This window comes from Streptococcus sp. LPB0220 (assembly GCF_008727815.1).
In the GTDB taxonomy this organism is placed as follows: domain Bacteria; phylum Bacillota; class Bacilli; order Lactobacillales; family Streptococcaceae; genus Streptococcus.
The window spans coordinates 482,130-504,112 of record NZ_CP044230.1 but is presented as its reverse complement, the minus strand read 5'-3'; the positions used below and the strand labels follow the sequence as shown (position 1 = coordinate 504,112).

Annotated in this window: 15 protein-coding genes; all 15 read right to left on the bottom strand. The window is 41.5% G+C overall.

Features of this window, described 5'->3' with window-relative positions; all coding sequences use genetic code 11:
• Positions 1–116: 116 nt before the first annotated feature.
• The 15 genes from LPB220_RS02685 to rbfA all read right to left on the bottom strand — a co-directional run bounded on the left by LPB220_RS02685 (position 117) and on the right by rbfA (position 21,931).
• Positions 117–1,460: a DEAD/DEAH box helicase gene (locus tag LPB220_RS02685; protein WP_150905416.1), complete on the bottom strand. Its 1,344-nt coding sequence runs from the start codon at positions 1,458–1,460 to the stop codon at positions 117–119.
• 134 nt (positions 1,461–1,594) lie between these two features.
• Positions 1,595–2,587 (bottom strand): phospho-N-acetylmuramoyl-pentapeptide-transferase, encoded by a 993-nt coding sequence (gene mraY, locus LPB220_RS02680; RefSeq protein WP_009732320.1) that lies wholly within the window; start codon positions 2,585–2,587, stop codon positions 1,595–1,597.
• Between the two features lies 1 nt (position 2,588).
• Positions 2,589–4,871: a penicillin-binding protein PBP2X gene (gene pbp2X / locus LPB220_RS02675; protein ID WP_150905414.1), complete on the bottom strand. Its 2,283-nt coding sequence runs from the start codon at positions 4,869–4,871 to the stop codon at positions 2,589–2,591.
• Positions 4,864–5,199 carry a cell division protein FtsL gene (gene ftsL, locus LPB220_RS02670; protein WP_003003929.1) on the bottom strand — a complete coding sequence of 112 codons (336 nt, stop codon included), beginning with the start codon at positions 5,197–5,199 and terminating at the stop codon, positions 4,864–4,866. Before ftsL ends, pbp2X begins: the two co-directional genes overlap by 8 nt.
• 11 nt (positions 5,200–5,210) lie before the next feature.
• Positions 5,211–6,161 (bottom strand): 16S rRNA (cytosine(1402)-N(4))-methyltransferase RsmH, encoded by a 951-nt coding sequence (gene rsmH, locus LPB220_RS02665; protein ID WP_024054758.1) that lies wholly within the window; start codon positions 6,159–6,161, stop codon positions 5,211–5,213.
• A gap of 587 nt (positions 6,162–6,748) precedes the next feature.
• On the bottom strand, positions 6,749–8,131 hold the full coding sequence (locus LPB220_RS02650) for an amino acid permease (protein WP_150905410.1): 1,383 nt from the start codon (positions 8,129–8,131) through the stop codon (positions 6,749–6,751).
• Positions 8,132–8,294: 163 nt separating this feature from the next.
• A complete protein-coding gene (locus LPB220_RS02645) occupies positions 8,295–8,552 on the bottom strand; it encodes a DUF896 family protein (RefSeq protein ID WP_003010384.1) in 258 nt (85 codons plus the stop codon).
• A gap of 33 nt (positions 8,553–8,585) precedes the next feature.
• Entirely contained in the window at positions 8,586–10,622 is a 2,037-nt protein-coding gene (gene glyS, locus LPB220_RS02640) for a glycine--tRNA ligase subunit beta (protein ID WP_150905408.1), read from the bottom strand.
• Between the two features lie 208 nt (positions 10,623–10,830).
• On the bottom strand, positions 10,831–11,748 hold the full coding sequence (gene glyQ, locus LPB220_RS02635) for a glycine--tRNA ligase subunit alpha (protein ID WP_002886077.1): 918 nt from the start codon (positions 11,746–11,748) through the stop codon (positions 10,831–10,833).
• A gap of 509 nt (positions 11,749–12,257) precedes the next feature.
• Positions 12,258–16,688, bottom strand: coding sequence for a S8 family serine peptidase (locus LPB220_RS02630; RefSeq protein WP_150905406.1), 4,431 nt, complete (start codon positions 16,686–16,688; stop codon positions 12,258–12,260).
• 269 nt (positions 16,689–16,957) lie between these two features.
• A complete protein-coding gene (locus LPB220_RS02625) occupies positions 16,958–17,800 on the bottom strand; it encodes an aldo/keto reductase (RefSeq protein ID WP_150905404.1) in 843 nt (280 codons plus the stop codon).
• Positions 17,797–18,015 carry a hypothetical protein gene (locus LPB220_RS02620; RefSeq protein ID WP_049515157.1) on the bottom strand — a complete coding sequence of 73 codons (219 nt, stop codon included), beginning with the start codon at positions 18,013–18,015 and terminating at the stop codon, positions 17,797–17,799. The genes LPB220_RS02625 and LPB220_RS02620 overlap by 4 nt, the downstream gene beginning before the upstream one ends.
• A gap of 172 nt (positions 18,016–18,187) precedes the next feature.
• Complete coding sequence (gene nagA / locus LPB220_RS02615; RefSeq protein WP_150905402.1) at positions 18,188–19,345, bottom strand: N-acetylglucosamine-6-phosphate deacetylase; 1,158 nt, start codon at positions 19,343–19,345, stop codon at positions 18,188–18,190.
• 153 nt (positions 19,346–19,498) lie between these two features.
• Positions 19,499–21,130 carry a Na/Pi cotransporter family protein gene (locus tag LPB220_RS02610; RefSeq protein ID WP_150906783.1) on the bottom strand — a complete coding sequence of 544 codons (1,632 nt, stop codon included), beginning with the start codon at positions 21,128–21,130 and terminating at the stop codon, positions 19,499–19,501.
• A gap of 450 nt (positions 21,131–21,580) precedes the next feature.
• A complete protein-coding gene (rbfA, locus tag LPB220_RS02605) occupies positions 21,581–21,931 on the bottom strand; it encodes a 30S ribosome-binding factor RbfA (protein WP_003003976.1) in 351 nt (116 codons plus the stop codon).
• Positions 21,932–21,983: the final 52 nt, after the last annotated feature.

Genomic DNA, 21,983 nt, shown 5'->3' with positions numbered 1-21,983 from the left:
AATGATAGACTACTCAAATTTAGTCTATCATAATTTTAGACAAGTTCCTAATAGTTTTTCTTTATGGAGTTCATAAAGAAAATCTATGTTTTCTTCTGAACATTTGAAAGAAGGGGTTAGAAAGTTTGACGTTTGGCCTTTCTTTCTGCCCGACCACGCGCACGGTTTTCAGCTCTTTTAGCTTTTCTCCGCTTTTCATCAACTGCCCATTTGATTTTTTTCTTGTAGCCTGGTTTGATTTTTTTCTTTTTCTTCTTCACCAGACCAATCATTTCGATATCAAGTTTCTCTTGCTTCTTCTCACGATTCGCCCGTCTATCCCGATCATAGGTATCTTCAATAACCCCATTTTTCAACACTTTCGGTACGAAACGAATGCCCATTTTTTCTAGTTCACGGATATCTGAATCATCACTTGGTTGATAAAGAGTAATAGCGACACCTGGCAGGCCATTGCGGCCTGTCCGGCCGACACGGTGAACAAAGAAAGAAAGATCTTGAGGAATGGCATCGTTGATGACATGACTTACCCCTTCGATATCAATTCCACGCGCCGCCAAATCTGTCGCTACAATGTACTCAAAATCAAGATTTTTAACCTGATTCATGATCCGTTTCCGTTCACGTGGTGGGATATCTCCGTGAATCTTCGCCACTTTGAGTCCCTGAGCTACTAGATAGGCATGGAGATCATCTGCTCTCGTTTTTGTATTAACGAAAATCATGGCCAAATAAGGTTGCAAGGTCTTGGTCAATTGGTAAATTTGCTCATTTTTATCCCGACCCTTGGTCGAAACCAGCCAATTATCGATGGTATCTGAAATCACCGTCTTGGTCTTAATTTGCTCCATAACAGGGTTTGAGAGATATTTTTTCAAGAAAGGCTGTAATTTTTGTGGAATGGTAGCTGAAAACACCAAAAACTGCAGTTGTTGAGGTAGTCTTGAAGCAATCTTATCTACGGTAGACAAAAATCCCATATCCAGTGTCATATCTGCCTCATCTACCACAAAGGTATGAGCCTTATGAATAGCCAGATCACCGGATGCAACTAGATCATAGATCCGACCTGGAGTTCCAATCACGATATGCGGCTGTTTGACCTGCAATTTTTCAATCTGACGGTTTTTATCCGTTCCTCCAACATAATTTACAATCCGAATTTCTTTGTCAGAATGACTAGCGATTTGACGAGCAGCATGGTAAATTTGCGTTGCCAACTCCCGACTAGGAGCCGTGATGACCGCTTCAACTTGCTCACTGTCTTCATTTAAGGTTTGAAAAATCGGCAAGAGGAAAGTATGGGTCTTCCCAGAACCTGTCTTTGACTCTCCAACCAAATCATTTCCATCTAGGACAATCGGAATTAGTTTTTCCTGTACTTCGGTTGCTTCTCTAAAATTTATTTCTTTCAGTGCCTCTTGAATATAGGGCTTAAAATTAAACTCTGTAAATTTCATTTTCTCAGTTCCTTTCATGATCTCTATTATTATATCAGAAAAGCTGTCTTCTTGCCTCTCTTATGAGTCATTTTTCCTAACCAGCGAAGTCTCTCTGAGTCAGTAAAAAAACGATGGGAAAGCCCACCGTCGTTTTATAGGTAGAGAAGAACTAGAGTCACGACACTTGTCACCAAGGCAATGCTCCACATAAAGGCATCCACTTTCCATTCTGACCAGTTTTGCCCATTGCCAAAAAGGCCACCCAGTTCTAAATGATGGTGGAAAGGAGTCATTCGGAAAATCCGACGTCCTTCCCCGTACCGTTTCTTGGTCCATTTGAAATAGGTCACTTGTAGCATCACTGAACCTGTTTCAATGACATAGACCAGACCAATCAAGAGCAACGTCCACTCGACATGCAGAGCCATTGACAAGGCTGCAAGCATCCCTCCAAGAGCAAGACTACCGACATCGCCCATAAAGATTTTAGCCGGCTTGTGGTTGAAGACAAAGAATCCAAGCAAGGCCCCAATCATACTCAAAGTCACAAAGAGAATGTCCCATTTTCCTTGCATATAGGCAATAAAGGAATAGGCACTCAGGCTAATAGCAACGGAGATGCTGGCTAATCCATCAATCCCATCTGTCAAATTGACCGCGTTTGAAAATCCAACCAACCAAAACAAAGCAAAGAGAATGTAGAAATGGCCCAAGTAAAGATCGTAACCAAAGACATTTAAAAGGCTTCCTGCACCGTGGCGTTCAGAAAAAATATAGAAGATGATTCCACCAACAAGTTGAAGGGCCAATTTTTGTTTTGGATTGAGACCTTCATTAATCTTACGAAAGACTTTTAAAAAGTCATCCAAAAATCCAACAATTCCATATAGAATCAAGATAAATAGAATCAGTTGAACAGGGCGCGTGAAATTTCCAGTCAATACGGTAACGACAAAACTAACTAGAACGGCTGTAATGAGAAATACAACTCCACCCATTGTCGGAGTGCCAGCTTTCGCTTTGTGTTGTTTCACATCTTCGTGCATTTGTTGCCCGGAAATATGAGCACGATGGTAAAATCGAATAAAGGCTGGAATAGCAGCCACTGTTAATAGAAACGATACAAGGATCGTAGCAATATACATCTTAGTCTCCTAATGTTAACGTAATCTTTTTAGTTTTATTGAGTGAGGTGTTCATTTTGACACTTTGTTTGGTTACTTTCTTTCCACTACCTTTATAGGTAATCTCAATTCCAGTCCATTCTCCAAAGATGTCCGCATTTTTCTTTGTCCAACCATACATATCCGGAACCGCATCAAAGTCTTCTGTCAATAACAATACTTGCTGATTGGCTTTGACTTTAGAGCCTACATCCACAGACATCTTGCGGATATTTTTCCCAGTTCCTAGGACAATTGGTTGCACCAAATTGCGACGCAATTCCTCTGAATAAGCACCTGGGCTCAGATTTTGTTTCAGATTCAACTCCTTAGAGAGAGTTTCTACTGAAGGGATTTTGTAGGTCGTTTCTTTGGTCACATCATCCAAAGTTGGTGCCTCTGATGTCAAATGCAATTCGTCTTTTAAAGCAACTGCATCTTCCAAAATAGGATTAACCAGCTCTTCCCAGCTGGTCGCTGAGAATTTCACTTCTGGTTGTTGGACCGTCACATACATAATGAATTCAGGATCTTCTGCAGGTGTCATGGCTACAACCGAGTTGATATAATCATTTTCTCCTTGCAAGTATCCTTGATCTGTCGCCATTTGGGCAGTCCCTGATTTCACCGCAACGTTTTGACCGGGTACCTGAATGATGGGTCCATCACTGTACAAGGTTCCATACTCTGGATCTGTTCCGACGGTGATCATATAGTTCCGTGTCTGTTGTGCAGCTGATCCTGAAACTGGTTTTCCAACAACTTCTTTTTTTGATTTGCGGGCTGTGTCTGATTTTTTATCGTAAATAGCACTAATAAACTTCGGCTCCAACATTTGCCCATCATTAGCGATGGCACTAAAGGCCCGCAACATCTGCGTTTGGGTGACAGATATCCCTTGTCCAAAGGCAGACATAGCTTGAGTAACATAGTTATCACCCGGAAGGCTTCCAAAACTCTCATCGCCCATGCCAAAACGGGTAGAGAGACCAAATTTGAAGCGGTGGAGGTAATTCATCCAGACGTTATTTCCCATCTTCTGCTCTAGCTTGGTCATCCCAATATTACTAGAATAGGCAAAGCCCTGAGCAATGTTCATATAGCGTCCATCCATCAAGCCCATATTGACATCCCAGTCACGAATCGTCGCATCTTTTACTTGTAGTTCGTTACTGTAGTATACTTCATTATAGGCTGGGAAGGTTCCATGATCAATCGCCGAAGCTAATAACATGACCTTCATCGTTGAACCCGGTTCATATTGACCTTGATAAAGGATGGTATTCCAGGTTTTCAAGTTTTTCAGATCCAACCCTTGTTTGGTATCCGCATTATAGGATGGACGTTGCGTTGTCGCCAGGATTTCTCCAGTTTTTGCACTCACAAGAGTCGCACTAACATACTTTCCTTTTACTTTTTCTTGGAAAACATCCATTCGCGTCTCAAGGTAGGTTTGTAATTCTGCTGAAATGGTCGTATAGACATCTTTTCCATCTTCTGTTTTGACAGAAACCTTATCTGAACCAGGAACGATATTCCCGTTTCGGTCTTTGTCATAGGTGATGACTCCATTTTGACCAGCGAGAATACGATCGAGGGATTTCTCCATTCCTGATTGCCCCTTCAAGGTTTTATTCCCCTCTTTATCTTCTTGAAGAGAGGCCTGCCCTATAAATTGAGAAGCAAAAACTCCATTTTTATAGCTCCGATTTGGACTAGTTGTAAAAGCAACCCCTTCAATTTTCGCCGCTTCCATGGCCTCACGGATGGCCGTCATATTGCTATAAGTTATGCCGTTTCCGTTCGACCCAAAAGAAACCTGTTTCAATTTCTTTTGCGACAACTGTTGAATGACGTAATCCTCATCCATCCCTAAGTACTGCTTAAAGATTTCTGCTACTTTTTTAAATTGGCTCTCTTCTACATAAAGGATTTTCCCAGTTGCCGATTTGTACTTTTTATCAATAATGGCATAAACATTATAGGTCGTCGCATCTTCAGCAATTACTGCTCCATTTCGGTCGTAGATCGTTCCACGTTTTGCAGGAACAATGACCGTCTGCTCATGGACTTTTTTTGCTTGATCCGATAAGGTCACACCAAATTTTTTGTCAGTCCCAATGATCATTGCAAAATTAATCAGAAAGAGAAAAAAGAGGAAAATCGCCAGTACACTGAGATTTTTCCCAACTTGTTTTCGGTTCTGATCCGGCAAGCGACGTTTCTTTATCGAATACCCGATCAATAATTTTTTGAATTTATTCATCACTACTTGCACTCACTGTTTTTCGATTTTCTTTTTGCAGCTTCATTCCTTGGGAGCTAGCCAACTGTGATAAGCGGTCATAACGTGTTAATTCATTGACCTCTTGACGAACATCTGCCAATTCCGTCTTCTTGGCTTCTAGTTCCGTATTCAAATCCGTCAATTCACTTTGAACTTGTAAAATCCGTGTCTGCATAAAGACGATACTAATGGCTAAAATCACAGCTGTTAAGACAATCGACCCATAAAAAGCCTTTTCTACTCTAGAGAAACGGCGAAAGCGGTCTTGCAGTACCTGTGTTCTTGTTCTCTCATCTCTTGCTGCCATATCAATTCCTCTTACTTGTGTATTTTTCGAGCAACCCGTAGTTTTGCTGAATGGGATCGATTATTATCCTCAAGCTCTTCATCACTTGGCAAAATAGGTTTCCGGTTGACCAACTCCATCTTTGGTTTCAAATCATCTGGAATAAAGGGAAGTCCCTTTGGAACCTCAACCGTCGAAGCTTCTTTAAACAATTGTTTGGTCAATCGATCCTCTAACGAATGAAAGGTAATCACAGAAATACGACCATCGAGGGCCAACAAATCCATGGCTTGCTGAATCGATTCATCTGCAGCTCCCAGTTCATCATTGACTTCGATACGAATGGCTTGGAAAATCTGTTTAGCAGGATGGCCCTTTTTCTTGAGCTCCTTAGCTGGTTTAGCAGATTTAATAATCTCTGCTAATTCAGTCGTCGTTTCAATCGGTTTAATTGCTCGTGCTTGCTCAATTTTCCGCGCAATTTGCTTGGAAAATTTGTCCTCTCCATATTTGAAAAAAATACGGACTAGATCATGGTAATCGTAGCTATTTACGACCTCATAAGCCGTTAAGGAAGCTTCTTGATTCATCCGCATGTCCAGAGGCGCATCTTTCTTGTAAGAAAATCCGCGTTCCCGTTCATCTAACTGAGGACTAGAGACACCTAGGTCATAACAGATTCCATCAATTTCAGTCACACCCAATTCGTTTAGACGTTCCTTCAAATGACGAAAGTTATCCTTAATGAAGGTCACCATGCCTTTCTCAATGAAAGGTGCCAATCGAATCTTAGCATTCTCAATCGCATGCTGATCTTGGTCAAAGGCATAAAGATGGCCCGATTCATTTAATTTTGTTAACAAATATTCGCTGTGGCCTGCCCCACCCAATGTGGCGTCTACATAGATCCCATCTGGCTTAACATCCAGCATATCGATCGTTTCATGAAGCAAAACCGTTACATGATGAAATTCTTTACTCATATCTTTACTATTTTACCACAAATAGGACCAAGATGCACTCCTGAAAGAAAATTCACTAACTAATCCTATCGGACCTTTTCGGATCCTACAAAATACCTAGAAAGGCTTTATTTCACTTGTTTCCTCTAGAATTTATGATACAATATTCTTATGAAAATAAGAAAACAGATTCTCATCCCACTTTTATTGGTCGATGCTATCGCTCTTTACTTTTTTCTAACCACTATTGAGGCTTGGATTTTTTGGCTTGCTGCCCTGATCCTAGTTGGCTCACTTTTGTGGCTCAAAAAAACCATTCAAAAACAAAAAACAGAGATGGAAGAAAACTAATTTCTTCCACCTCTGTTTTTTTCTAATCCCCCAAGAAATTTCTTACCAAAAGGAAACTAGCTCTGAAATAATAAAGAGAGTGGGACAGAAATCGGTAATTCGTTAGAATTCGATTTCGTCGTCCCACCTCCGCACAGTTGAGTAGGGCTGTAAAAGCTGATGAAATCAGCGTAGTAGAGCCCACTCAACCACTGCGTCTTGCTCGACAATCCAAAAACAATTGAGTGGCTAGGACTTCTGTCCCACTCTCTTGCGGTTTATTGATTATGTTTCCAATTGCTGTAAATCCCAAAAAGAATGATCCAGATGGTTGCTCCAATCGCTCCAATGTATGTTGATTCTTGCAAGAAGAGACAAACGAATACAAAGAGGAAGAAAACAATGGTCAATGGATTCAACACTTTATAGGCTGGCATGACAAAACCATCTGGCATAAATTCTTTCGATTTACGGTACTTAAGATGGGCAAGCATAGTCAAAATGTAAATAGCAATGTAGACACCAGAAGAAGATGCCGTAATCAAGGCAAAGGCATCTGAGACACCTGGCAAGACATTGATAAAGGCTGAAACAGCAACCACAATCGCAGAAAAAATAATCGCCCGACTTGGAATTCCCATACGAGATAAGCTATTCAGTTTCAAACGATTCATCACTTTACTGTTTGGTGTTTCTTTTGCAATCTGGTACAAGTGACGCCCTGTTGAATAGAGAGTAGAATTCAAGGAAGATGCCGCAGCTGTCAGTACAACAAAATTAATCAATCCTGCTGCCCACTTGATTCCTACCATCTGAAAGACTGTTACAAACGGTGACTTATTGACAGGAAGCTGTTGCCAAGGGAAAATAGCCATAATCGCCAACAAAGCTCCTACATAAAAGATCACAATCCGGATTGGAATTTCTTTAATAGCTTTTGGCAATACTTGTCGGGGATTAGCTGTTTCAGAAGTAGTAATTCCAACAAATTCGATCGCTTGGTAAGCAAAGAAGACCATTTGGAAGGCCATGACGAACTTGACCCAACCATTTGGAAACATTTGAAAACCATTTGTAATGTTACTTAAGCTAGCGTGTCCAGCTGGTGTTTCAAAGTTCGTCGTCACCATAAAGATCCCTGTTGCGATCAGGGCTAAAATCGTGACAATCTTGATCATTCCAAACCAGAATTCAACCTCTCCAAAAACCTTCACAGCGATCAAGTTTACACAACTTAAAAGCGCTAAAAAGATAATTTGAATCTGCCAGGCTGGCCAATTTGGAAACCAAAGCTGGACATAGTTGGAAACAGCGGTGATCTCTGCCATTCCCAAAAATACCAAGGAGACCCAATAGGACCATCCTGAAAAATAACCCCAACCTTTTCCTAGATACTTGGTGATAAAGTTGATAAAGGTGTGTTGATCAGGATCCATATAGAGCATTTCTCCGATCGCCCGCATCATCAAGTACATGAAGGCGCCAGTCAGCATATAGACTAAAATAATAGAGGGACCTGTCAAAGAAAGGGAACGACCAGCTCCAAGAAAGAGCCCTGTCCCGATGGTTCCTGCAATAGCGATCAGCTGAACATGCCGATTTTGCAGACCACGAACCATCCCATTTTCGGTTTCTTGACTAGGATGATGTTTTTTTGACATATGATTACTCCAATTCTTTTTCTGTACATTTTCAGAAAAGTATACTTCAAATTTTCACACAATCTACTATACCATGTTTTTAAAAATTGGTCAATCTAGTCCAGAATATTCTGAATTTTATAGATTAAAAAGAGTGCTGGAGTCTCTTCCAGCACTCTTTTGCTTATGAATTAGGGTCATCGAGGCTACGGCCATGCAAACCTTTTTCCCGTTGCACTTGGCGTAGTTTCTCAGGTGTTACATCGTTACCTTCTTCATCCACAATTTTGATCCCTTCAATGTGGTGACGAACCGAACGACGATAACCTTCAATATATTCTTCACGAAGTTTTGCTTGCTCCACTGTTTCTTCTGGCGTCAAACCTTCTGTTTTTTTCTTTTTAGCAAGCTCATTGATTCGAGCGATTTTTTCAGGTGTCATAATAAAACCTACTTTCTACCTGTCATCAGGTACTTATTTTGTGTTCAATTGATTAAAGGCTGCAACAGCATTAGCTTTCGCTACAAGGCCTGCAAGAAGGGCCAAACGGTTGTTTTTAACAGCCTCATTTTCTGCCATCACCATGGTATTGTCAAAGAAAGCATCAATGACTGGGCTAAGAGCAAAGAGTTGAGCCAATTTATCACTAGCTGAACCAGTCAATTCAAGCTCTTCAATCGCTTTAGAAAGGGCTTTTTCTTGATCATTTTCAAAGAGACTAGCATCGACCGCTACTGAAGCATCTGCTTTTTCTGCCAAGTTAAAGGCACGAGAGAGGGATTCAACAGCTGCCTTGTAACCATCCGTCTTCGCAGCTTCTGAAAGAGCTTCAGCTGCTTCCAGCATATCTGCCACGACAAAGTTTGAACTAGCAAGAACAGCTTCTTTGATATCTTTTGGTGTGCGTCCCATCATCTTGTCCACGCGCGCCTTGATGAAGTTGAGCACTTCTGCTTGATTGTCATATGAAAGACTATCAAATGAAAGTCCGTAGAGGCTGTCAATCAACTCATCCATAGGGATATGCCAACCAAAGGCATCCAAGATACGAACAATCCCTTGTGTTGCACGACGAAGCGCATAAGGGTCATTTGAACCTGATGGAATCAAGCCAACTGAGAAGAAGGAAAGGAGGGTATCCAATTTATCTGCAAGGGCAAGAATGGCACCAACCTTAGTCTCTGGAAGGGCTCCGTCTGCTGAATCAGGAAGGTAGTGCTCACGGATAGCTGTCGCAACCGCAGCATCTTCACCAGCGAGGAGGGCGTATTTTTCACCCATGATTCCTTGCAATTCATCGAACTCTCCGACCATACCCGTCAAGAGGTCAAATTTGTAGATTTCAGCTGCACGAGCAACGGCTGCTGTTTCTTCAGCAGTCAAACCAGCTTGTTCAGCTAGTGAAGCGGCAATAACACCAGCACGGGCCATGTGTTCTGAAAGGGAACCAATTTTTTCATGGAAGGTCACGTTTGCCAATTTAGCCACGAGGTCTTCAATCTTGAGTTTTTGGTCTTCACGCCAGAAGAATTCACCGTCTTCAAGACGTGCCACCAAGACTTTTTCATTTCCTCGAACGACATTTTCCAAGTGCTCAGCGTTCCCATTACGGACGGAGATGAAGTTTGGTTTAAGCTGACCATCAAGGTCACGTACAACAAAGTAACGTTGGTGCGTTTCCATTGAGGTCACCAAGACTTCTTCTGGAACGTCCAAATATTTAGTGTCAAAACTTCCCATAAAGGCAGTTGGGTATTCGACCAAGTTCAAGACTTCATTCAAAAGTCCTTCTTCGATTTGGACTTGAACACCTTGTTCTGCTTCGATGGCTTTGATTTGCTCACGAATCATGTTTTCACGTTCTTTGCTATCCGCAATCACGTAAACGGTACGAAGGTCTTCTTCATAAGAATCCGCATTAGTAATTTCTACTTCATGTCCAAGAAAACGGTGTCCACGGCTCACACGACCTGAATGGATATCCAAGAAGTCAAGGTCGAGCGCTTCGTCGCCCAAAAGAACGATCAAGGTGTGAACTGGGCGAATGTATTCAAATGTGTTGTTAGCCCAGTGCATGCTTACAGGGAAGGTCAATGAAGCAAGCACTTCTGGAACGCCAGCCAAGACTTCTTTGGCAGGTTTACCAGCTTCGTGTTTCGTGACATAAACGTACTCTTCACCTTTGACTTCACGGAATTCGATATCATCAACCGTCAAGCCTTTCCCACGGACGAATCCTTGAGCCGCTTTTGAGAAGTTTCCATCTGCATCCAAGGCGATTTTCTTAGAAGGTCCTTTAAAATCTTCAGTCAAATCAGATTGTTGATCTGCTAAACCAATCACACGGACAGCTAAACGGCGTGGTGTTGAGAAGGTTTGAATGCTTTCGTATGAAAGACGGTTGTCATCCAAGAAGGCTGCCATTTTCTCACTGAGTTGTTTTTCACTTGGTGTGACAACGTAGGCTGGCAACTCTTCAAGTCCAAGTTCTACTAATAAGTTTTTTGTCATGTTTTTTCTCCGAAAAATATCTTTTTTTCCAGTTTGCCTTATGTGATTGGCACGCAAGCAACCGACTGCGTCGTTTCATTGCTAAAATCGGAGCCTAAGGTCTCCAATTTTGCCTGGTATCGTTAGTTTCTCTAACGATACCTCTATCACTGCGGCAACTGGTTCTGTAGGATCCCTCTATAACCCAATCCTATTTAATATACTCTCTTTATTCTTCCTCTTCTGCTAGGAGTTTGGCGCGTGTGGCTTCGTCAAGAAGTGGGTAACCGAGTTTCTTACGTTCTGCAACGAAGGTCTTAGCTACGACACGGGCCAAGTTACGGATGCGGGCAATGTAACCGGCACGTTCTGTAACGGATACTGCTCCACGTGCATCAAGCAAGTTGAAGGTGTGTGAACATTTCAAAACGTAGTCATAGGCAGGGTGAACAAGGCCTAATTCCAAAGCACGCCCTGCTTCTTTTTCAAATTTTTCGAAGTTTTCAAGAAGCATATCTTGGTCAGAAACTTCAAAGCTATATTTTGAGTGTTCATATTCTGGTTGAAGGAAGATTTCTCCGTATTTAACGCCTGGAGCCCACTCAATATCATAAACTGAGTCTACTTCTTGGATGTAAGAAGCCAAACGTTCCAATCCGTAAGTGACCTCAGAAGTTACTGGGCCAGTTGCCAAACCACCAACTTGTTGGAAGTAGGTGAACTGAGTGATTTCCATACCGTCCAACCAAACTTCCCAACCAAGACCAGCTGAACCAGTTGATGGATTTTCCCAGTTATCTTCAACGAAACGGATATCGTGCTCCAAAGGATTGATCCCCAATTTTTCCAATGACTCAAGGTAGAGCTCTTGGATGTTTGATGGTGATGGTTTCATCACCACTTGGAATTGGTGGTGTTGGTAAAGACGGTTTGGGTTTTCCCCGTAACGACCGTCCGCTGGACGACGAGATGGCTCTACATAAGCCGCATTCCATGGCTCAGGACCAATGGCACGAAGGAAAGTGTAAGGACTCATGGTTCCCGCACCTTTTTCATTATCATAAGCCTGCATGAGCATACAACCCTGGTCATTCCAGTATTGTTGCAAAGTAAGGATGATTTCCTGGAAAGTCAATTTTTTAGACATTATTTACTCCTTTTTCTATAATTTCTTGCGACACGAGTCTGTCTCGTTGATCATACGAGGCAAGACGAGTTAGTACTGCGTCTAGCTCAGGCACCTTAATGCTGAGCGTTGGGCAGTCCGACTGTAAGGAGGTATCTGCCACTAACGCAGTGAAAGGTTAGTTTTTTTGACATTGAATACTCCTTATTCATAAAGTTTCTTGTGACTTAGGATACAAAAAGAACCGTGTCTCTACTCCTAAGTCTATGACCTAGGGGCGTTAGAAACGCGGTTCCACCCTAATTTATTACTTCATTTTATTTTACTTTACTCAGCTTTTTACTGAGAGAAAGCGCCACTTGCTTACCTTGCTCTACTTGGCTCTCACTATCCCAAGCTCGCTAGAAAAACGCCGTAAGCCCTTCTTTCTTGACTAGTATTATAGCAGATTTTTAGTGACTTGTAAATTAAAATCCGCATGAAACAATCGTTTCATACGGATTTTAGGCTAACAAACAATGTTGTTTTTCTTATGGACGTCTTGCAGCTTTTGGTTTTTTACCATGAAGTTTTTTCTTGGCATTCTTCAAGGCTGTCAAAGCATCTTTCACATCTTGTTGGCTTGCTCCTGGATTTGAAAGGATGGTTTGTGCATCCTTGAAGGCTACTAGGTAAGCTTCTTTTTCTTCATTTCCAGCATAGATGAATTTCGCATTCTTTTCTTGGAACTTCAATTCTTCCTTGATGTATTTTTCAAGACTTGAAAAATCAGTTGCTTTCCCGTTTAATTTTCCTTCTGCACGGCTAAGCTCAGCAAGTGCTTGATTGATTTGTTCTTGTTTCACAGTTGGATCAACTGCAAGCAAGGCTACTGTTTGGAAAGCACGATCGTAGTCGCGACGTACTTTTTCTTTGGCATTGGCATAACGACCAGTTTTTGTCGTAGCATCGTAAGCCTGCATAGCTTCTTTCAAGGCCGCAACGTTTGAATCTTTCCCATCCAAAGCTTGGCTGGCAGCTTCAAGACTAGCTAGAGCTTGGTTGACTTGCTCTTGACTAACCTTGTTGGTCAAGGCTGCTTGGGCCGCTTGCAAGGCTTGATCATAGGCTTCCTTCTTATCCGCACTGGCATTGAAGTATTGCGCTGTCTTTGTAACATCTGCTTGGTTGTTCAAAGCAGCTAAGAGATCCACTTTTGAGATCACTCCAATACGGTAATTGTTGTTGCGCCCTGCGACAACTGAAATCACTGGTGCTTCCTCAGCTAGTTCATAGCCTGTAGGAAGAGTTGCAACCAAGGTATATTGACCAGTTGCTACAGATTTACCAAAGCCATTTTTACCATATTTTTCAGCAGGCAAGACAAAGTTTTCACCATCTGCCCCTTTTAATACAATCGTAGCCGCTTTTGAAACCGGTTGATCAAAGTTGATGCTAACTGGTGCATATTCTAAAGTATTGGCAAGAAAAGCGATCGTTTGGAAACTATTATCCTCTGTCAAATCAAATTCTTGCGTCAAGCTGCTGACAAATTTCACTTCTGTACGATCATACGTAAAGATTTCTGCAGTATAATGACCAAAGTTCAAGAAGTTAATATCTTTTGTCTTATCAACTGATACGTATTGACCATTGCTATCTTTGATTCGGTAAACATACATAGTATCCAAATCTTTGTTCGTTTTAGCGTCACGAACTGCAATTTGAACCCGACCACTATTTTGATCCCGAACTAAATCAGCTAGTGAAACATAATCTACGTTACCCGCAAAGTCTTCTACATAGTAGTAGATATTCTTCTTATCGATATTTTCAGGAAGATCGAAGCTACCATCTGCATTGGCCTTGATCACATGGTAATTTTCAAGCGCACGTGTACCATTCTTATCTTCACTGGTTTGGACCATTGTCCCCTGATCATCGAATGGAGTCACGTAGACGAGTTTTTCAGTTAAGATACCACCATCGCCAACATCTTTGGCTTTACGTGCTATAAACTGTTGAGCCCCATCCTTGAAACGGATATATCCAGATGTGATCACTGGTTTTTGAGTATCGACTTGAACCTTGAAGGTTGTTGATTGCTCCTCAGCTCCAGGAACCATTGGGGTGTAACGAATGACATAATCATATACACCATCTGCTACTGCTTTCCCATTTGCATCGGTACCGTTCCAAGCAGTATTATCTAGTGTGTAACTGCGTGGGTTCTTTTCATTGCCATCAAAGAAGTTCTTACGATGATCAGATGGAGTTCCTTCCCACAGCGGATTTTTATGTTCCGTATCGCTTGCTGCGTAGACAGTTGCATGAAGGTTTTCAATGTTTCGAAGAGCAACCGTCTTGTATTCAACGAGGTCTTTATTTCCATCTTCATTTGGTGAAATGGCAATGCGAACATTTCCATTCTCATCTAGTTGAAGAGCATGAGTTCCTTCCGCATTTTCTTCAATACCAAGAACGGTAATCCGACGACCATCACGTTTCCCTTGTGTAAGGAGAAGGTCATTTTGAAGGGTGACGAGCGCAGAAACATTCGCACTCGATGAGATATTCAAATCTTTTGGAACATGATAGTAGAAGCCATCTTTTCCTTCACGAACTAAATCATAGATTGGTTTTTCAACCGCTGGAAGGTTTTGGAATTCTCCCTTGAATCCCATAAATGGCAAGCTAACCACATCCCCATCATCTGCTGGATCGACAAAACGAACAAATCCTTCAAGGAAATAGCCATTTGGCATTTCTTTGCTTAATTCTTCTGTGAATTTACTTGTGTCGACTTTCACTGTAACTGTTTCAGAACTATGTGCTTTCACGGTTACTTCAGGCCAAGCAGTTTCTGTTAATTTACGTGGACGAAGGGTAAATTTACCATCCTTCACTTCATCTGTGTCAGTATTCACCAACATTTTCAAGGTACGATCGGTATCTGAAATATTGTGAACCGTCACATTAAATGTAAAGCTATCTCCAACGTTACCAAGAGTAACGCTTGGATAGTTGTTTTCACCAGTCACATACAAGTCTGTTGAAACGGCTGCAGCTGTGTCTACAACCCCTGCTCCTTGTTGACGTGGAGAAGTATAAACACCGGTTTCTTTATTAACATGTGGTTTAGCCGTAGACATAATCAAGGCTTTGACAGTTGCAGAAACTTGTTCTGGAGTCAATTCTGGGTGATGCTTCACAAGGTATTCTTTGACCAAGGCGGCGACACCTGCCACGTGAGGTGAAGCCATACTAGTACCACTCATATCCCCGTAGGTATTGTCATTCAAAGAAGAGAAGATATTCCCACCAGGTGCTGTGACATCTGGTTTCAACTGACCATCTGTTGTCACACCCCAGCTTGAGAAATCAGACAATTGGTCTGCTTCTGGAGATGGACGGTTAGCCATGGTATTGTTAAAGACAACTTTGTAAGATCCAGCTTTAAGAGCTTCCCCATAGCGTTTTGAAATGAAGACAGATGGAATTTTCTTAGCATCTCCATCAATTGCCATTCCAAGATTAGATCCTTCTACATTATTGTAAACCATGGCCCCTACTGCACCATGATGGAGGGCATTGGCAATCTTTTCTGAGAATGGAATTTCCCCGCGTTGGATAAGCGCCAATTTACCGGTAAGATCTAGATCTTTGAAATCATCTTCTTTCCCAAGACCAACTGATACATACTCATATTCTTTACCTTTTTCAAAGTCTGTATCTGTTGCAGATTTACTGTAGTCAAACTTCCCGTTATCTACTTCTGCATTACCTTCTAGACCTTTGACTTCGAAAACCTCTGTGGTAATGATTTTATTATTGATTGAAGCAACAGAAATAGAGTCCTCTACTGTTGATGGGTTTCCGACCAAGCCGTAATCTGGATTTTCTGCAGCTGGTCTTGAATAGCCATTCCCAAAAGTATTGCTATTTCCTGCAGAAATTAAGACAGATACGCCTTTAGCGCGCGCTCGTTTAATGGCATCCACAATATCTGAATCCGCATTGACCGTAGAACCAGTCGTAGAGCCAAGACTCATGTTGATAGTATCTGCACCAAGAGCTACAGCATCATCAATTGCTTTTACATAAAGAGCAGATCCCGTTGTTTTTTGACGATCTGAGAAGACACGCATAAACATAACTTGCGCTTCTGGTGCTACACCATAAATCTTTTCTCCGTTGCCTGCTACTTTATCAGGATTCCCCGTCGCAATCCCTGTAACGTGCATCCCGTGAGAATCTCTTTCAGCCTCTTTGATATTATCTGTACCATCAAAATAGTCATAGGCATAGACAACTTTGTCGTTGTACCATTTACCGTAATCAATTCCTGCTGCTTTCTTAGCAGCTTCGATTTCTTCTTGGTTTTTAAACTTAGCTTTTGAAGGATCGGTAATCCGAAGAACCTCGTGGTTCACATCCAAACCAGAGTCGATGACGGCGACCACCATCCCTTCCCCTTTATAGCCTTGCTTCCAGGTTTGGGGAACAGTAATGATTTCGTCACTTCCAATACTTTGAGGCTTTTCAGCCACATCATGACGCTCAGTGGTTTCCGAACTTGTCGCAGTAGCCACTTCTGTCGCTTTTTCTACAGATTTTTCTACAGGTTTTTCCGCTACTTCCAGTTTTGTTTCTGGGACAGTGGCTGTCTCTTTAGGAGCTTCTGCTTTTTCAACAACAGTAGCTTCTTTTGTATCAACTGTCTTTGCTGCAACAGCTGCGTCTTTTGTAACTTCAACTTTCTCACTAGCAACTGCTGTACTTGCTTCTGTTGCTTGTGAATGCTCTTCTTCAGCAGGTGCCTGTTGAGTAGTTGCTACAAGCTGTGTTCCAGCACTCGTTTGGCTCGCCGCTTGTTCTTCTGCACTCGCTTGTGCAGATCCAAATACCAAAACAGCCCCTAATAAAACTGAGGCTACACCAAATTTGTATTTTCTTAATGAAAAACGTTCTTGTCTATTCATAGAAACTCCCCTTTTATTTTAATAGTAACTATTATAACGCAAAATTGTCTGAAAATTCATTCAAAAATGAATTGTAACACAAATGTAATATTCGCGAATGTTACTAGTTATTGATTTATTTTTGTTCGGAAAAATGTTAGTAAATGCGGAAAAGTATTATAGAACATCTGTTTTTTGTTAGAGCTTTAAAATTATTTAATCATTGAAAGGATTTTAAAAACCGAGAACAAAACTGTCCTCGGTTTTCATTAATGAATAGAAATGCTCTTTTAAAAATCTTTGGTGTCCGGATCTGGTGCACCTGCTTCAACCGGAAGATGGCGAAGGAGTTCCACATCATCTGCCGTCAATTCAAAATCAAAGCAATTTAGATTACTTGCAATCCGCTCAGGCGTAACCGATTTGGGCAATGGAAGGAAGCCTTCTTGCAAACTCCATGCCAGGGCTAGTTGAGCGACAGTCTTTCCATATTTGGCAGCCATTTCTTTTACTTGTTCATTTTGGAACAATTCTCCTTGGCCAAAAGGTCCCCAAGCTTCTAGTAAAATACCATCTTTGCGACTTGCTGCAATGGCTTCGCTTTGGTAAACCCCAGGGGCTAAACGAATTTGGTTCACAGCCGGTATGACGTGAGCTGTTTCAAGGAGGGCTTCCAAATGATGAGGCAGAAAATTGCTAATACCAATAGCCCGAACCTTGCCAGCAGCTAGCATATCTTCCATTGCTCGCCAAACCTCAGCATTTCGTTTTTTCCAAGCATCATTTTCTCGAAGGGGCTTTGGATTTGGCCAATGAATCAAATAAAGATCGACATAGTCCAAGCCCAGCTTTTCAAGAGACGCTTCCAAAGCAGCTTGAGCATCTTCATAGGTATGATTCGTATTCCAAAGTTTGGTGGTAATAAACAAGTCTTCACGCTTAAGACCACTATCCTTGATCGCACGCCCTACACTCTCTTCATTTTGATAAATCGCAGCTGTGTCAATATGGCGATAACCTGCTTTTAAAGCAGCTAAAACAGCTTGATAAGCTTCTTCTCCATCCGCTGCTTTCCAAGTTCCAAATCCCAATACAGGAATCTCCACTCCATTATTTAAACGATAATGATTCATTTTTTCTTTCCTTTCTTCGATTTCGGTTTCTTAGGCCCTCGAAGCTTGAGCTCTGGCTTAAAAATATTCTTCTTGGTTGGCTCCATCTTCTTGCTATAAAAACTATAAACTAAAAATGCCCCACCAACGATCACAATAAAGATATTTTTTCTTACAATACCATAGAGCAAGAAAAAAATTCCCATCAATAAAAAACGTATATCAATTGCCTTCATAAGCTACCTCACATTTCAATTCCCATTATAGCATGAAAAGACAGCATTCACAAAATTGCACTACCATTGGTAAAAAAAAGCCCCTACAGACTGTTTAAAACCTATGAATACGTCACTAAAACCTCTCCAGCTATGACCTAGAGAGGTTTTACTCTATCTTTGATTCTTGAGTCTAGTTCGTAGCCTGGTAACGTTTGACCCCATCGAGATAGGTCGCCACCAGATCCAAATTTTGGTCAAGCACGATGAAGTCTGCATCATATCCTTCACGGATTTGACCACAAACATCATCAATATGGACTGATTTTGCCGGATTAAGACTGGCCATCATCACTGCCTCATGAGGGTTGGCAATGCCCCACTCTACAACATTTTTTATTCCATCTTTCAATTTCAAGATTGAGCCAGCCAGATTGCCAGTTGATTTCAAACGCGCAGTCCCTTCGGCGACCACAACTGGGAATTCCCCAAGCATGTAGTCCCCGTCTTCTAAGCCCCCAGCTGTCATACAGTCAGTAATCAAGGCAACATTTTCTTTCCCTTTTTGCTTCATCAGGATATCACAAGCTAGTGGATCAACGTGATGACCATCACAGATCAACTCTGCTGTAGTATGAGGCAACTCATACATGGCACCAACCATACCGAGTTCACGGTGCGTCAAACCACGCATACCATTGTAGGCATGCACCCAGACACTCGCACCTGCATCAACCGCTTTTTTAGCTTCTTCAAAAGTAGCATTGGAGTGTCCCAAAGCGACAGTCACTCCTTCTCCTGTAATGGTCCGAACAAAGTCTTCTACCCCTTCACGCTCAGGAGCAAGGGCAATCTTATTCAACAGACCATTGGCAGCTTTTTGCCAAGCACGGAATTCTTCCATACTTGGATCCTTCATATAAGCTGGATTTTGAGCTCCCTTGTATTTTTCTGTAAAATAAGGTCCCTCAAAATAAATACCGCGAATCTTAGCGCCTGTTGCTTCTTTGTAGCGTGCACCGATATTTTCAGTTACCGCCAAAAGCTGTTCGTAAGAGGAAGTCAAGGTCGTAGGCAAAAAGCTCGTAACCCCTGTACTCAAGAGACCTTCACTCATGGTATGGAGAGTGCCTTCGATATTATTATCCATAACATCTACCCCACCAAAACCGTGAATATGGGTATCTACCAGGCCTGGGGCAATGCTATAACCAGAATAATCCAGCACATCCGCACCTTCTGGTAAGCTTTCCACATGTTTTCCAAACTTGCCATCAACGAGTTCCAAATAACCTCCGCGGCGAATTCCATGTGGGTAATAAAATTGATCTGCTTTAATATATGTAGACATAAAATCGTCCTTTCCATTGTAGGAACTGTGTTCCATTTATATTCATACATATTATATCGCTTTCAGTTCCATTTGTAAATGGTCTAGACCTATTTTTGAGAAGGATCAAAAAAAAACAGAGTAAGCTTTCAACTTACTCTGTTTGACTCTTACTTAAATTTGCTCGATTTGTACTTTTTCGGCGAGATTCATGGCATGGTCTGCAACACGTGTATAGTGAGAAATAATATCAATAAAGTTCACTCCGGCTTGTGGCGTACATTCGCCTTGGTTCAAACGACGAATATGAGTTTTCCGAAGTCTTTTCTCCAACTTCTCAATTGCCTCATGACGTACTACCAGTTCGTTTGCAAGAGTCACATCATTGTTCTCAACAGACTTTAATGCATCCTCCACGAATTCTTGAGTCTGGCTATAAATATCTTCCAACTCAGCCAAGGCAGCTTCTGAAAAAACGACTTTCTTGCGAATCAAATAATCGGTCAGATTGATCAAAGATTCCGCGTGATCTCCAATTCGCTCCAAATCCCGTGAGGAATCCAAAATATTGGTGAGAACTTCACTTTCTCTCGGACTCAAGGCTTCACTCGACAAACGAATCAAATAACGAGTCAAATCCTCATCAATAGTATTGATGGCTTCTTCTGTCTTATGACCTTTTTCAGCTGTTTTTTCATTTTGATGAAGAATAAATTCATAAGAAAGACTAAAGGCTTTTCTTGCATAACCACCCAAATGAAGCAATTCTTTTTTCGCGTTCCCAAGAGCAATCGAAGGCGCTTGAGTGATCAAGTTTTCATCCAAGTAGAGTGGCTCATATTTGACAACCTCATCCTCACCAGGAATCAGTTTGGTTACAAAGTATGCCAAAGCTCCAATGAATGGGAATTGAATGATGGTATTGGTTATATTAAAGGTTCCGTGAGCAAAGGCTATGGTCATTTCTGGGGATAAATGAAGAGTCGTTTCAAACCATTGAATCAAAGAGGTAAACGGAACAAGGAAGACAAGACAGATAATGGTTCCGATAACATTAAAGGCTACATGGGCACCTGCCACACGTTTGGCCGCAATATTAGCTCCCAAGGAAGCAATGATAGCTGTAATGGTCGTTCCGATATTATCACCAAAGAGAACTGGGAGGGCTCCTTTCAGGTCAATCAAATGACTAGCATAGAGATTTTGCAAGATACCAATGGTTGCAGAAGAGGCCTGAATCAAAAGTGTTAAGCCTGATCCAACAAAGACACCCAAGATAGGACTTTTACTTAACTGCACCATATAGTCACGAAAGACTTGCAAATCTTTAAGAGGTTCCATAGCCCCACTCATCAAGTTGAGGGCAAAGAAGATACCACCGACACCAAAAACGATTCGTCCAACATTATTAACCAAACGATTTTTGGTAAAGAAGAGACAAACCGCTCCGATAAAGAGCATGGGAAGAGCGTAGTCTCCTAATTTAAAACCAATGATAAAGGAGGTAATAGTCGTTCCAATATTGGCCCCCATAACAATACCAATAGCTTGACGGAGGGTTAGAAGTCCTGCACTCACCAGACCGACCGTAATCACTGTAACCCCTGAACTCGACTGAATCAAGGCAGTCATCCCAATCCCTACTAGAACCCCTAGAAAGGGATTACTCGTATATTTATCAATATAGTAGCGAAGTCGATCTCCTGCAGCCTGTTGCAAGCCTTCTCCCATGGTTTTAATACTATAGAGAAAGAGCCCCAGGCCTCCCAAAAAGTTAAATACAATTTCCTGCCAGTTAATCGACATGTTCATTCCTCCAAATTTGAGATCAGAAATAAAACTCCTCTCCTATTGTAAAGGATAATTTCCAATCACACAAGAGATTTCTGTAAATTTCTATTATTTTTTGAAACCGTTTTTTCCTTCTGTTTTATTTTCCTCGTTTTAAGAGCCAAAAAAAGAGGGTGGAAAATTTCCAACCCGAGACTGTAGACAAACTATTCTTTTTTATAAATCTAATAAATTCTATAAAAAGAAATGTTACTCGTTAGAGTGATTCAATCATCTACTGAAACTTTTCGTCGTGAGAAAAGTACCTGAAACTTAATAGTTTCAGGTACTCGGAATTATTGAGACCTTAGGCTCAATAATTAGTCATGGAACTTCGAAGAAGTTCGCTGACGTCCGTACTCACCTAAGGAAAGTTTCTAAGAAGACTTTGTCTTTCAATCTGGGCGTGGAAAATTTCCAACCTCTCTAGTCTTTGTTCAAATTGCGTAACATCTCATCGATCTTGTTACCGTATTCGATAGACTCGTCTTTGACAAAAGTAAGATCCGGAATCTTGTACAGTTTCAAATTCCGACCTAATTCACGCTTGATGGTTCCTGTTGCTTTTTCAAGGCCTGTCTGAGCCTTTTGATTGTCTGAAGCCAAATCACTCATAATTGAATAATACACTTTGGCCATAGACAAATCACCTAGCATTTGAACATCCGTAATAGTAACGCCTTGAACACGCGGGTCACGGACTTTCTTTTGTAAAATCTCATTGACTTCACGCTTGATTTCCATCCCTACTCGATCTGTCCGAAAATGACTTGCCATAGGAACTCCTTTCTGCTTTGTGTTTAAAAACTAGGAAATCAGAGAAAAGTCC